The 14,021-nt window shown below is 66.3% G+C and carries 10 protein-coding genes and 1 riboswitch; of the genes, 8 read left to right on the top strand and 2 right to left on the bottom strand.

Annotated features, from left to right (window positions below; translation table 11 throughout):
* The first annotated feature begins 23 nt into the window (after nucleotides 1–23).
* The 5 genes from ACVWYP_RS00880 (at nucleotide 24) to ACVWYP_RS00860 (ending at nucleotide 7,313) form a co-directional block, all read left to right on the top strand.
* On the top strand, nucleotides 24–416 hold the full coding sequence (locus tag ACVWYP_RS00880; RefSeq protein ID WP_304497398.1) for a hypothetical protein: 393 nt from the start codon (nucleotides 24–26) through the stop codon (nucleotides 414–416).
* A gap of 153 nt (nucleotides 417–569) precedes the next feature.
* On the top strand, nucleotides 570–2,060 hold the full coding sequence (locus tag ACVWYP_RS00875) for an amidohydrolase family protein (RefSeq protein ID WP_304497397.1): 1,491 nt from the start codon (nucleotides 570–572) through the stop codon (nucleotides 2,058–2,060).
* Entirely contained in the window at nucleotides 2,008–2,991 is a 984-nt protein-coding gene (locus ACVWYP_RS00870; RefSeq protein WP_304497396.1) for a CobW family GTP-binding protein, read from the top strand. The genes ACVWYP_RS00875 and ACVWYP_RS00870 overlap by 53 nt, the downstream gene beginning before the upstream one ends.
* Nucleotides 2,992–3,226: 235 nt before the next feature.
* Nucleotides 3,227–3,422, top strand: a riboswitch (cobalamin riboswitch).
* Between the two features lie 106 nt (nucleotides 3,423–3,528).
* Nucleotides 3,529–5,811, top strand: coding sequence for a TonB-dependent receptor (locus ACVWYP_RS00865; RefSeq protein WP_304497395.1), 2,283 nt, complete (start codon nucleotides 3,529–3,531; stop codon nucleotides 5,809–5,811).
* Nucleotides 5,812–5,813: 2 nt separating this feature from the next.
* Nucleotides 5,814–7,313 (top strand): PepSY domain-containing protein, encoded by a 1,500-nt coding sequence (locus ACVWYP_RS00860; protein ID WP_304497394.1) that lies wholly within the window; start codon nucleotides 5,814–5,816, stop codon nucleotides 7,311–7,313.
* Nucleotides 7,314–7,320: 7 nt separating this feature from the next.
* Here ACVWYP_RS00860 and ACVWYP_RS00855 read toward each other — a convergent pair whose 3' ends face one another.
* Together ACVWYP_RS00855 and gspD are read right to left on the bottom strand one after the other, a co-directional pair.
* A complete protein-coding gene (locus ACVWYP_RS00855) occupies nucleotides 7,321–7,794 on the bottom strand; it encodes a tetratricopeptide repeat protein (RefSeq protein WP_304497393.1) in 474 nt (157 codons plus the stop codon).
* Between the two features lie 76 nt (nucleotides 7,795–7,870).
* Nucleotides 7,871–10,252, bottom strand: coding sequence for a type II secretion system secretin GspD (gene gspD / locus ACVWYP_RS00850; protein WP_304497392.1), 2,382 nt, complete (start codon nucleotides 10,250–10,252; stop codon nucleotides 7,871–7,873).
* Nucleotides 10,253–10,588: 336 nt separating this feature from the next.
* Here gspD and ACVWYP_RS00845 point away from each other — a divergent pair, with 336 nt between their 5' ends.
* Genes ACVWYP_RS00845 through gspG form a run of 3 tightly spaced genes read left to right on the top strand, consistent with a single transcriptional unit; the run spans nucleotide 10,589 to nucleotide 14,014 of the window.
* Nucleotides 10,589–12,265 carry a GspE/PulE family protein gene (locus tag ACVWYP_RS00845; RefSeq protein WP_304497391.1) on the top strand — a complete coding sequence of 559 codons (1,677 nt, stop codon included), beginning with the start codon at nucleotides 10,589–10,591 and terminating at the stop codon, nucleotides 12,263–12,265.
* 4 nt (nucleotides 12,266–12,269) lie between these two features.
* Nucleotides 12,270–13,481, top strand: coding sequence for a type II secretion system F family protein (locus tag ACVWYP_RS00840; RefSeq protein ID WP_304497390.1), 1,212 nt, complete (start codon nucleotides 12,270–12,272; stop codon nucleotides 13,479–13,481).
* 17 nt (nucleotides 13,482–13,498) lie between these two features.
* Nucleotides 13,499–14,014, top strand: coding sequence for a type II secretion system major pseudopilin GspG (gene gspG, locus ACVWYP_RS00835; protein ID WP_304497389.1), 516 nt, complete (start codon nucleotides 13,499–13,501; stop codon nucleotides 14,012–14,014).
* Nucleotides 14,015–14,021: the final 7 nt, after the last annotated feature.

Raw genomic sequence — 14,021 nt, 5'->3', positions numbered from 1 at the left:
CGGGCGCGCGGGGTGTTCGACTGATGCGCGAGAATGCGACCGAACCGGAGAGCAAGCTGCTTTGTGCCTGGCAGCTTGCCGTGCTGCGCTTCGCAGTGACGCTTGACGACGACGATCGGATGCACGCGCTCGGTGTGGCCGGCGAGGTCGACCGGCTGGGCGGCGCGGCCGATGACGCCTTCCACTTCTTCCGCAGGACGACCGCGGAGCTGTGCGCGGCGATCTCCGGTCAAAGCGCGGATCAGGATTCCGTCATCCGGCGATTCCTGGCGCAGATCGACAATGTCAGGCTCAAGCGCGCGGTCGAGGCGGCGATCGCCAAGGACCGCTCGCCGCCAAAACTCGTGGCGAGCCGCGTGAAGCCCGGCCCCGATCTCTGGCGCGGGCTGGCGCCGCGGCGTGCAAACGGAACGTAGGAAGGGCCTCACTCTGCAATCGCCATCACGGCGCGGCGGATATTCCGTCACAGCATGTCGCCACAACCCTGGCCGGCTTGCTGCGATCAGTGCGATGCGCTTCTCTGTGCTCGACAAGAGACCGGTCGGTTTCGGAATGCGGGGAGTGGCGAGATGGGTGGCTTGGTGATCAGCGGCGGCCGGGTGGTGGATCCGGCCAGCGGGATGGACGCGATCGGCGATGTGGCTGTGGTCGACGGCAAGATCGCCGCGGTCGGCAGCGGCCTCGGCGGCGCCGAGCGGCGGATCGACGCGACCGGGCTCGTGGTGGCGCCGGGTTTCATCGACCTGCACGCGCATGGCCAGACCATTCCGGCCGACCGCATGCAGGCGTTCGACGGGGTGACGACCTCGCTCGACCTCGAGGCCGGCGTGCTGCCGGTCGCGTCCTGGTACAAGCGCCAGGCCGAGAAGGGCAGGGTGCTGAACTACGGCGCCGCCGCCAACTGGGCCTTCGCGCGCATCGGTGCGATGACCGGTTCGAATTCGGAAAGCTCGCTGGAATCGTTTGGCGCCGCGATGCGCGATCGCCGCTGGATCGAAAACGTCGCGACCGAAGGCGAGGTCGGCGGCATCCTCGACCGCCTCGCCATCGGCCTGAACGAGGGCGGTATCGGCATCGGCATTCTCAACGCCTATGCGCCGGGCGCCGGCGTGCAGGAATTGACCGCGGTGTGCCAGCTCGCGGCCACGCATGCGGTGCCGACCTTCACCCACGTCGCCTATATGTCGCGGATCGATCCCGAGAGCGCGGCGGAAGCCTATATCCGCCTGATCGGGTATGCCGGCGCCACCGGCGCGCATATGCACATCTGTCATTTCAACTCGTCGAGCAAGACGGATATCGAACGCTGTGTTGCGCTGATCGCGAAAGCGCAGGCGCAGGGGCTGCCGATCACGGTGGAGGCCTATCCCTACGGCACCGGCTCGACCGTGCTGGCGGCGACCTTCTTCAGCGATCCGAAATTCGAGGAGCGCAACGGCCTCGGTTATGATTCGGTGCAGCGCGTGACCGACGGTCACCGTTTCGGCAGCCGCGAGGAACTGCTGGCGGCACAGGCCGAAGAGCCCTCGACCTTGGTGCTGTGGCACGTGCTCGACATCGAGAACAATGCGCATCATCGCGATCTGCTCGACATGGCGGTGCTGTATCCGGGCGGCGCGATCGCCTCCGACGCGATGCCGTGGACGCTGTCGGACGGCCGCCCCTACACTGGCGACGCCTGGCCGCTGCCCGACGATGCCACCTCGCATCCGCGCTCGGCGGGCTGTTTCACCCGCTTCATCCGCGAATGGGTGCGCGAGCGCAAGAAAGTGTCGCTGCTCGAGGGTATCCGCAAATGCGCGCTGATCCCGGCCGAGATCCTGTCGGCGAGCACGCCGGCGATGCGGGCCAAGGGCAGGCTGCAGGTCGGCGCCGACGCCGATGTCGTGGTGTTCGACTTCGAGACGCTGAGCGACCGCGCGACCTTCTCCGCGATGAATCGTCCGGCGGAGGGCGTGCGGCATCTCGTGGTCAGCGGCCAGCCACTGATCAGCGATGGGGTGCTCGATGTCGCGGCGCGTCCCGGCCGGCCGGTGCGCCGGCCCGTCGCTGGGGGCTGAGGTGGCGGTCCCGATCCTGCTGGTCGCGGGCTTCCTCGGGGCGGGCAAGACCACGGTCGTCAACCATCTGCTGGCGCATGCGCAAGGGCGGCGCATCGCCGCCGTGGTCAACGATTTCGGTGCGATCAATATCGACGCGGAGCTGATCGCGGGCGCCAGCGACGGCGTGGTCAACCTGAGCAACGGCTGCATCTGCTGCACGCTGGAGGGCGACCTGCTGCGCACGCTCGCCACGCTGCTGCGGCGTGATCCGCGTCCCGAATTCATCGTGATCGAGACCAGCGGGATCGCCGATCCCGCCGACATCGTGCGCAACCTGATGGATCCCGTGATCTGGAAGGAGGCGCCGCTCGAGACCGTGCTGTGCGTGGTCGACGCGACGCAGCCTGCGGCGATGCTGAACGACGCGCTGCTGCGCTCGCAGGTGCGGGCGGCGGACGTGGTGGCGCTGAGCAAGGTCGATCTGACTGACGCCGCCGCGTGCGCCGCGATCCGCGACGCCGTGCGCGCGGCGCGTCCGGCGGCCGTGCTGGTTGATGCCTTGCATGGCGAGGTGCCGGCCGCGCTGCTGTTTCCGGCGGATCTCGATCATCTGCCGGCGCCGCGCGAGACCGCGCCGCGACGGCCGGCGTCCGACCGCTTCGAGACGCTGAGCTGGACCTCGGAGCGGCCGGTGCTGCTGCCGCGCTTGCAGCAGGCGATCGGCAGACTGGCGCCGAAGCTGGCGCGGGCGAAGGGATTGTTCGAGACGGTGGAGCAGCCCGGGCGGCTGACGGTGTTTCAACTCGCCGGCGGCCGCGCGACCTTGGCTGCGGGCGGCGTGCCGTCGCCCGGCGTGCCGCGCACGCGCATCGTGTTCATCGCCGAGATGGGTGCTCTGTCGCGCGCGGAGATTGATGAGGTGATGCAGGGATGTGTCGAAGCCAAGTGATACGAACCTACGTTTCCCGTCATCCTGAGGTGCGAGCGAAGCGAGCCTCGAAGGGGGCACGGCCCCGCTGGTGGCCGTCGATCCTTCGAGACGCCGCTGCGCGGCTCCTCAGGATGACGGGATTAGAGGGAGCTCCGCGTCAGCCGCAGCAGACATCGCTGTGTCATCGCCGCAGCAGCATCCCGCAAAGGATGTGTGCGACAATCGCATCGAATTGACAGCCCTGCCGCCAGCACCTATCGTTTTTGCCGACGGTTCCCTTCGGGGATCAAAAGGGAATGCGGTGCGAGGGTAACCCCAATGCCGCAGCTGTCCCCGCAACTGTAAACGGCGAGCCTTTCGTCAATTTGCCACTGGGCTATCAGGCCCGGGAAGGCGTCGACAGGCGATGACCCGTGAGCCAGGAGACCTGCCGTCAGTCGTGGTCACACGCGAGCACATCGGGCGGGGGCGTCCTGGTGGGATCGGAGCACTGCCTTTTGGGCAATGCGCCAGTCCGCGTTCGCGGTGACGTGCCACGTTACCGCGAGTCGTTTCATGTCTCCGTCCTTTCCCGTTGCGCGCAAATGGCGCCTCGGTCTCGTCTGCTCCCTGTCATCGCTGCTGCTGCCGGCCGAAGCCTCGGCACAAACACCTCCACCAACCAGGCTCGATCCGATCGAGGTCGCGCCTTCCGCTGCGGCAAAGCCGAAGCTTGCGGCGCGCGGCCGTGACATGGCCGCCGCGGCGCGGCCACGGCCGAGGCTCGCGACGGCCGCACCAGCCGGCAACACGCCGCGTGCCGCGACGTCAGGCGCATCGGGGGCGGCATCGCCGACGCTCAATGCCACCACGCAGGGCGGCACCGGCAGCCGGCTCAATCTGACGCCGTTGCAGACGCCGGCCAGCGTCGAGATCATCACGGCGCAGACCATCGCTGAGCGCGGCCAGCATAATGTGGTCGATGCCGTCACCCAGGACGCGGCCGGCTTCATCGCAACGCCGGCGCCCGGCAATGGCGGGCTGTCGTTCAGCACCCGTGGCTTTGCCGGCAGCAACTCGGTGATGACGCTGTACGACGGCACGCGCTTCTATATCGGCTCCGGCACGCTGACGTTCCCCTACGACACCTGGTCGACGCAACGCATCGAGGTGCTGCGCGGTCCGGCCTCGGTGCTGTATGGCGAAGGCGCGATCGGCGGCGTCATCAACGTGATTCCGAAGAAACCCCTCAATACGCCCTATAACGAGGCCGAGGTTTCGCTCGACAGCAACATGACCCGGCGGCTCTCGGTGGACAGCACCGGTCCGATCAATCCCAATGTGTCGTACCGCGTCAACGCCACCGGCAACATGTCGGACGGCTGGGTCGATCGCGACAAGACCTCGAATGCGGTGGTCTCCGCCGCCGTGCGGGTGCAGGCGTCGGACAATCTCGCCTTCACGCTGTCGGAGGACTACGGCGACCGCAGCCCGTCACGTTATTTCGGCACGCCGCTGATCAACGGCTCGATCCAGGACGCGCTGCGCTTCAAGAACTACAACGCATTGGACAGCGCGATCCGCTATCAGGACAGCTGGACCCGGTTCAAGACCGAGTGGGACGTCGCCGACGGCATCAAGGTCAACAACACGCTGTATTATCTGACCAGCGAGCGGCACTGGCGCGACATCGAGAACTACACCTGGAATCCGAAGACCCAGCTGATCGATCGCACGAGCTATATCGAGATCTTCCACGACCAGAAGCAACTCGGCAACCGGATGGATACGACCTTCAGCGGTCACGTGTTCGGACTTGCGAACCAGTTCGTCGCCGGGTTCGACGTCAACCGGATCGACTTCACCCATACCAACAACTCGCCCTATGGCGGCGCGTCGTCGGTCAATCCTTACGCGTTCGATCCGGGATCGTTCTTCGCGACGACGACGGCGACCACGCCGGGCTTCAATGCGATCGTCAATCAATACGCGCTGTTCGCCGAGGATCGGCTCTCGCTGACCGATCAATTGTCGCTGGTCACCGGGGTCAGGTACGACCGCCCCGAGGTCGACCGCACCGACTACAAGACGCCGGCAAACAGTTTTGAGACGACGCTATCGGGGACCAGCTGGCGCGCCGGCCTCGTTTACGAGCCGATCAAGAACCTCGCGTTCTATGGTCAGTACGCGATCGGCGTCGATCCGGTCAGCAACCTGATCTCGCTGTCCGTCTCGCAGAAAACCTTCCAGCTTGCGACCGGCAAGCAGACCGAGATCGGGGTCAAGCAGTCGTTCTGGGGCGGCCGCGGCGAGTGGACGCTGGCCGCTTACGAGATCGTCAAGACCGGGCTCACGATTCCCGATCCCGGCAATCCCACCGGCGGCCTGGCATTGCAGATCGGCCAGCAATCATCGCGCGGGGTCGAAGGATCGATCGGGCTCGCGCTAAGCGACGGCTGGCGGGTCGACGCCAATCTTGCGCTGTTGCGCGCCAGATACGACAACAACAGCCAGGTGGTCGGCGGCAAGATCGTCAGCTTCAACGGCAATGTCCCGGTCAACGTGCCGCAGCAGGTCTCGAACGTCTGGCTGACGTGGGATTTCGCGCCCAACTGGTCGGTCTATGGCGGCGTGCAGATCGTCGGAGCGATGTACTCCGATCTCGCCAACACCCAGCTGCGGCCGGGCTACAATGTGGTCAATGGCGGCATCAGATGGAAGCCGGATGACCGCACCACGGTCGCGTTCCGCCTCTACAATTTGTTCGACAAGGCTTACGCGGTGACCTCGAACGGCACCGGTCAGTGGCTGCTCGGCATGCCGCGCACCGCCGAATTGTCCGTCAACGTGAAGTTCTGACCATGCGCAACGCTCTGATCCGGCGCGGGCGGCGGTGGCTCTATATCGTCCATCGCTGGATCGGCATTGCGACGTGTCTCCTGTTCGCGATGTGGTTCATCTCCGGCCTTGTCATGATGTACGTGGCCTTTCCGCGCCTTACCGAAAGCGAGCGCCTCGCCGCGCTTCCTGTCATTCCCTGGAACAAGGTGCGGGTCACGCCTGATCGCGCGATGGCGATCGCGGGCGTCGAGCGTTATCCGCGTGACTTGCGGCTTTCGATGATGGACGACACGCCCGTCTATCGGGTGATCGGCTGGAAGGGAGGGACGATCACCATTTCGGCGGTCGACGGCAGCGAGATCGACCGCATCACGCCGGACCAGGCGCTGGCCATCGCCGCACATCATCCGCATGCCGTGCAACCCCAATTGCTCGACACCGTGACGCGCGACCAATGGTCGGTGACGGCGCGCTTCGATCCGTTGCGGCCGCTCTATCTGATCGGCCTCGGCGACGCCGATGGCACAGAGCTCTATGTCTCCTCGCGCAGCGGCGAGATCGCGCTCGACACCACGCGTCCCGAGCGCATCTGGAACTGGCTTGGTTCGATCCCGCACTGGATCTATCCGACCGTGTTGCGCAAGGACGGCCCGCTGTGGCGGGATGTGGTGCTGTGGATCTCGGGGGTCTGTCTTGTCGTCGCGGTCACCGGCTTCTGGATCGGCATTTTGCGCCTGCGGCTGACGCGCCGCTACGCGAACGGCGCCGTCTCGCCCTATCGCGGCTGGATGGCCTGGCATCACATCGCCGGCCTGATCGGCGGCATCTGCGTCTTGACCTGGATGTTCAGCGGCTGGCTGTCGCTCAATCCCGGTGGCGCGTTCTCCGCTCGCGGCGTCACCCGCGAGATCGCGGTCGGCTATAGCGGCCACGACACGCCCGACATTGTCGCCGGCTTCCAGTCGTCGCCATCGATGCCGGCGGTGGAGGCGCGTTTCGTCTGGATCGGCGGACACGGGTTGATGTTGCTCGACGACGGTAACGGCGGCCGCAGCATCGCCGATCCTGTGACCGGTGCGCAGATGACCCTCTCGCGCGACGAGATCATCGCTGCCGCCCGACACGCAATGCCCGGCGCTGCGATGACATCAGCGCGGCAGCTCGATGAACCCGACGCCTACTGGTACACGCTGCACCAGGCGCGCGAGCTTCCCGTATTGCGGATCGGCTTCGACGATCCCGCCCACACCTGGCTGCACATCTCCCCCGTCACCGGCGAGATCCTCGACCGCAGCGACGACAGCCGCCGGTCCTACCGCTGGCTGTTCAACGCGCTGCACAGCCTCGATGTCCCGCTGCTGCTGCGCATCTCGCCGGCGCGCGACGTCGTGGTGTGGTTGCTATCGGCGGCTGGCACGATTATCTCGATCAGCGGGATCGTGATCGGCTGGCGCCGGTTGCGGCGGCGGAAGGTACGAGGCAGGCGCGTGTCGGCGAGCCTCGTGCGCACGCCCTCGTAAGCCGCGATTACTTGACGGTCAGGTGCACGTCCGGCGCCGGCCGATCGGGGGCCCATTCCAGTGCGAACCGCTGTCCGGCAATGATCTCATAGGTCGAGAGCTTGGACGCGACCGCATCGCGGAACCGGAGATAGGCATCGCGCTGCCGCCCGTTCGAGCGGGCCGCGGCCAGATTGAGCCATTTGTAGGCCAGCACGAAATCTGTCGGAACGCCGTGACCCTTGTCGTAGATCAGGCCGAGCTGGGCTTGCGCGAACGGGTCGCCCTGCACGGCGCCGCGATAGTAGCAGTCGGCGGCGGCTGCGTAGGCCTGCGGCACGCCGAAGCCGTGCTCGTACAAGAAGCCGAGCATGCCGAGGGCGCGCGCATTGCCGCGCTCGGCGGCCGGCGCGAGCTCCCGAGCCGCCCGGACATAGTCGCCGCGATGGAAGGCGGCCGATCCGCGCGCGACGCTGTCGGCGCTCGCGACAGAGGCGGTCATCGCCCAAATCACGATCGCAAGCGAAGCCGAGAGGCCCGTCCGTTGTGCGAGAACGCGGCGCATCCTGCTGCCCGGCTCAGTGATAGCTGGTGGTGATCGGTGCATTGGTCGATGTCGTGGCGATGCTGCCGCGCAATTTCGATCGAAGCTCCTCGGCCACGGTCTGGGCGTCGGAACCGTTGCGGATGATCTGCGGGCGGATGAAGATGATCAGCTCGGTACGCTGGGTGCCGTTGCTCTGATGCCCGAAGGCGTCGCCGAGGCCGGGGATCTGGTCGAGCACCGGAAGCGCATTGCGGGCGCCGCTCTGCTGCTCGCTGATCAGGCCGGCCAGCAGCACGGTCTGACCGTTGGCGACCGAGATCTGGCTCTTGACCCGCCGTTCCGACACCGTCGGCGTCAGGTTAACGGTGCTGCTTTGGGGAACATTGCTGATCTCCTGCTCGACGTCGAGCCGCACGGTGCCGTTCACGCTGACGCGGGGCGAGACCTTCAGGATGATGCCGGTGTTGCGATAGTCGATGGTGTTGACCACCGTGTTGCTCGTGGTCAGCACCGTCGCGCTGCCGGTCGAGACCGGGACGACGTCGCCGACCTGCAGCGTCGCGACCTGGTTGTTGATCACGACCAGCGAGGGATTGGACAGCACCTTGACGCTGGTGACGGCATGCAGCGCATCCAGGATCAGGCTCGGCTGCGTCGCATTTCCGATCAGGAAGTTGAAGCCCGGGAAGCTCTGGTTGATGAAGGCATTGGTGAGCGATCCCGCGACCGAGACCGCTCCGGTGGTCGCGTCCGTGGTGGTCGCGGGCGCGGAAGTGGCCTGGGTGCCGAGGATCGAGCCGGTGTTCGGCTTCAGGCCGAGGTTCTGGCTGGTGAGATAGGTCTGCACGCCATAGGACAGGGTGTTGTTGAGCGTGACCTCGGCGATCGTCGCGTCGATCGCGACCTGGAGCTGCGGCTCGTCGATCTGCAGCAGCGTTGCCTCGATGATGCGGTAGTTGGCCTGGTCGGCATAGATCAGCAGATTGTTGTTGACGGTATCGGGCGTGATGCGGACGTCCTGCATGACGGGCTGCCCGTTGCTGCCGCCGGCGCCGCGTCCGGCATCCAGCGCGGCATTGTTGCCCTGGCCCGGATTGTTGGGATTGTTCGCTTGCCCGCCGGCGCCAAATCCCTGGCCCAGGCCCTGGCCTGTTGCGCCTGTCCCCGACGTGCCGCGGGATGCGAAGCCGCTCATGCCTGAATTCGCGCCGTTGTTGTTGTTGAGCGACAGACGGTCGGCGACGCTCGAGGTCGACGAGGTGCCGGAGCCGGGCGCGAGCTGGCTGTCGGCACTGTCAAGCAGGTTGCCGGACGATCCGCCAAGGAACATGTCGGTCAGGACCCGCGCGATCTGGCGCGCATCGCCGTATTTGACGCGGTAGACATGGACCGAGGTGCGCGCCGTGTCGTTGCGGTCGAGGCGCTTGATCCAGGTCGCGGCCGTGTGCAGCATGTCGGGCTTCTTGGTCACCACCAGCACCGCGTTCAGGCGCGCGATCGGCATGAACTTGATGACGTTCTGGCTGAGGCCGTTCTCGCCGGAATCGACGATCTTCTCCAGCTCGGCAATAACAGGCGCGGGCGAGCCGCTCGAGATCGGGAAGATGCCGACGGATTGGCCGCGCATCCAGTCGACGTCGAAACTGAGTACGGTATCGACCGCGGTGCGGCGCTCGGCGCCGGTGCCCTGGATCAGCAGCAGATTGCGCGTCGTGTCGGCACGGATCGCGCCCGCCCTGGTGGCGAAGCTGTCGGTCAGCTTCATGAGGGTCTGCGCCGACACATATTGCAGGGGAACTACCGAGATGCCGAATCCGGGTTCGGGATTGGCGGCCGCGGCATCGACGCGGCCGCCGCCGACGGCGTCGCCGAGCGGCGTCAGGCGATAGCCCGCCGTATCCTTGAGCAGCACGACGCCGCTCAGGCGGAGTGCGTTTTCAAGCACGAAGACCATGTCGGACTTCGGTACCGGGCGGACCGAGACCAGGCTGACCGTGCCCTGCACCCGCGGATCGATGGTGTAGCCGACATGCAGGATGTCGCCGAGCACGACCTTGGCGACGGTCGCCACCGGCGTGCTCTCGAAATTCAGATCGAAGCCATTGCCGTTGGATGTCGGCTGCGGCCGCGCGTCGGCGACGGCCGTGACTTCGCTTCCGTCATACATCGCCGCGCGAACGCTGCCGCTCTGGCTGCCGCCCGTCGCCGCCAGTGCGCCCACCGGTTGCGGCTGGCGCTGCGCCAGATCCAGCGAGCGCACCTTGTCGGTGACGTCGAGTTGGGACGCGTCCACGCTCTCGCCGACCGTCGCGGAATTGCAGGACGCCAACAACCCCAGTGACGTCAAGGCAAAAATGGCTGCGAGGCCGCCACGGATCGTCGGGCAGCGGCCCACTGTGCCTACGCGTTGCATGAAGGCCCTTCGCTTTGACTAACTGAAATTTCGATGGCTTGCGACGATCGGTCCTACCCCGGAGGGACTCTTAGCGATCGAACATGACAGAAATAAATTGGTTACATGATTGTCGTTCGCGACCTGCCCATTGCATCGCACCTGGATTGTGCAGCCGGCGCGCTGCTTGTGTCCGCGATGCCACCCTCAAAGTTTCTTGAGCGGGACGAATGATGTGACTTCGCACAGCTGTCACACTTCGGATCGATAACCGCACAATTGCCGGGAGCCGAACACGACGGCAGGCAGCGGCACTTGGCACGAACTGATCCGGGAAAGTGTGGCGGGATATCGAGAATGGCCAACGACCTGTCCGTTCGGTTCGTGGATTTTCTGCGTCAGAACAATCACCTGGCGCCGATCGAGGGGCCGGCTGAGCGGACCGGGCAGGGCGCCGACGTCAGGCAATTGAAGCTGTGGGAGGTCACCAGCCTCTCCCCGACCGACTTCGCCGACGAAGCCGCGCGCTTCTTTGCGCTTCCCCGCCTGACGCTCCAAGACATGACCTCGGCCGAGCCGCTGGTCGGGTCGTTCTCGCCGCGCTTCCTGCGCGAGACCATGGTCTATCCGTGCCGGGCGGCGGACGGGACCACGGTGCTCGCGGTCGTCGATCCGACCGATCAGGCGACGCTGCGGGCGGCGCAGATCGTGCTCGGCGCCGGCATCGATGTGAAGGTGGCTTCGTCTGAAGACGTCGCCATCGCGCTGAACAACTCTTCCAGTGCCGAGGAGGCCGATGCCGCCGATAGCGCGGCGGCGTTGCCCCGGGAAGACGACATCGAGAGCCTGCGCGATCTCGCCAGCGGCGCGCCGGTGGTGCGCGCGGTCAACGATCTTATCGAGAAGGCGGTCGAGCTTCGCGCCAGCGACATCCATATCGAGCCGTTTTCCGCCGGCCTGATGGTGCGCTTGCGGATCGACGGCCTGCTCCGGCCGGTCGCCGCGCTGTCGGGCGTGCTGCCACAGGCGGTGGTCTCGCGCATCAAGATCATCGCCAATCTCAATATCGCCGAGCGCCGCCTGCCGCAGGACGGCGCGGCGCGGCTGCGGGCCGGTCGCACCGACATCGATATCCGCGTCGCGATCATGCCGACGCAACACGGCGAATCCTGTGTCATCCGTATCCTGCCCAAGGATCGCGGCCTGCTGGTGGTTGAAAAGCTCGGGTTCTCCGAGCCTGACGAAGCCAAGCTGCGGCGGCTCTTGAAGCTGCCGCACGGCATGGTCGTGATCACGGGACCGACCGGCAGCGGCAAGACCACGACGCTGGCGACGATCCTGTCGATCCTCAACGAGCCCAGCCGCAAGATCCTGACCATCGAGGATCCGGTCGAATACGAGCTTCCCGGCGTCAACCAGTCCCAGATCAAGCCCGCGATCGGCCTGACCTTCGCCACCGCCCTGCGGTCGTTCGTTCGCCAGGACCCTGACGTGATCATGGTCGGTGAAGTCAGAGACTCCGAGACCGCGCATGTCGCGGTGCATGCGGCGCTGACCGGGCATCTGGTGCTGACGACACTGCACACCGAGACGGCGGCTGCCGCGGTGCCGCGTCTGCTCGACCTCGGGGTCGAAGGCTATCTGCTGCGTTCGGTGCTGCGCGGCGTGATTGCACAGCGTCTGGTCCGGCAACTCTGCGAGCGTTGCAAGACGGCGCGGCCGCTGGCAGGGGCCGATTTCACCGAGGATCCCCGGCTCGCCGCGCTCGGCTTCAAGGCCGGCGAGATCATTCAGGAGCCATGCGGTTGCGAGCGCTGTGGCGGGACCGGCTATCGCGGCCGCCTCGGCGTGTTCGAACTGCTCGAACTGTCCAATGAACTGCGCGAACTGATCGGGGAGCGAACCGACGGGCTGAAGATCGATACGATGGCGATCCGGGCGGGCATGACCACGATGCTCGACGACGGGGTCGCGAAATGCCGCGCCGGATTGACCTCGCCCGCCGAGATCCTCCGCGTCGCAACGGTGCGGTGACGCCGTGCCGAATTATCGCTATCGCGCTCTGACCCAGGCCGGCGAGATCGTGAACGGCACGATCTCCGCCCCGACGGCGGCCGAGGTGGCGCGGCGGATCGAATATCTCAAGCTGCTGCCGATCGAAACCACCGAGGACAAGCGCGCATCCGGCGCCGCCGGCGGCCGCAGCCTGTTCGGCGGGCCGAGCGCGGCCGAGGTCACCACCTTCACGCGCGATCTCGCGCTGCTGCTCAAGGCCGGCGCGCGGCTCGACGATGCCCTGGAGCTTTTGTCCGGCGACGCCGATGTCGGCCGAATGCGTCCGGTGGTGGCGAAAATTCGCGCCGCGCTGCTTACCGGCGAGAGCTTTGCCGATGCGGTCGCCGATCATCCAACCCTGTTCCAGCCGATGTACATCGCCCTGGTCCGGGTGGGAGAAATCTCCGGCACGCTCGATTCGGTGCTGGAGATGCTGGGGACCGAGCGCGCGCGGTCCGAGCAGATGCGGCGAAAGCTGACCGACGCCATGCAATATCCGGCGTTCGTGCTGGTCGCGGCATCGGGCGTGATGCTGTTCTTCCTGCTGTTCGTGCTGCCGCAATTCTCGACCGTGCTCGGCGATTTCGGCGGCAAGTCGGACACGGCGCTCGCCAGCTTCATCGCGGTGTCGGATTTCCTGCGCGCCAATGCCACCGCGGCAAGCCTGATCAGTGCGGCGACGATTGCGCTCGCGTGGTGGCTGCTGCGGCAGGCGCGCGTGCGCGCCGCCCTGGTCAACGCCATCTCGCGTGTGCCGGGTATCAGCAGCGCCTTCCAGTTCTATCGCGCCAGCCTGTTCTGCCGCAATCTCGGCGTCCTGCTCGGTAGCGGCGTCAACCTCACGGCGGCGTTGCGCATCCTGGTCGACATCATGTCAGTGACCGGAAGCGAGGCGAACTGGACCGCCGCCGCCGACCGCGTCCGTCACGGCGGCAAATTATCGGAAGCACTCGCCGTGGCGGACAGCCTGCCGCCGATGGCGGTCCGCATGCTGCGGCTCGGTGAAGAGACCGGGCAGCTGCCGGTGCTGGCCGGGCGGGTCGCGGAATTCTACGAAGCAAAATTGCAGCGCAGCCTGGACCGCGTCGTCGGCATCGTCGGTCCGCTGGCGATCGTCACGATCAGCACCGTGGTCGGCGGACTGATCGTGTCGGTCATGACGGCGCTGCTCTCGGTCACGCAGCTAGTCGGTTAGAGCAGGGGTCATCGGCCATGATATCGCGCAACACCATCATAAAGGCATTCGCCACGCGAGCGGAACGCGCCCGCACACCGTCGCCAAGCCAGAGGCGTTCGGGGGAGGAGGGCTTCACGCTGGTCGAGATGCTGGTGGTGATCGCGATCATCGGCCTCATCATGGGGCTGATCGGCCCGCGCGTGCTCAACTATCTCAGCGAATCCAAGGTCAAGACCGCGCGCATTCAGCTGCAGAGCTTCTCCAGCGCGCTCGACCTGTTCTATCTCGACGCCGGACGCTTCCCGTCGACGGCGGAGGGGCTCGCCGCGCTGGTCCGGCGCACGCCGGGTGTTGCCGCTTGGAATGGCCCGTATCTGAAGGGCGGCAACGTGCCGAACGATCCCTGGAACCACCCTTATCTCTATCGCTCGCCCGGCGAGCACGGGCCGTATGACATCGTCTCCTACGGCTCCGATGGTCAGGAGGGCGGCAGCGGCACCTCCGCCGACATCTCGCTCGAGAAGACCACCGCGGCCAACAACGACCAGTAAGGATGCA

Source organism: Bradyrhizobium sp. USDA 3262 (assembly GCF_054060035.1).
The sequence above is the reverse complement of the archived record's forward strand: the minus strand, read 5'-3'. Positions and strand labels throughout refer to the sequence as shown.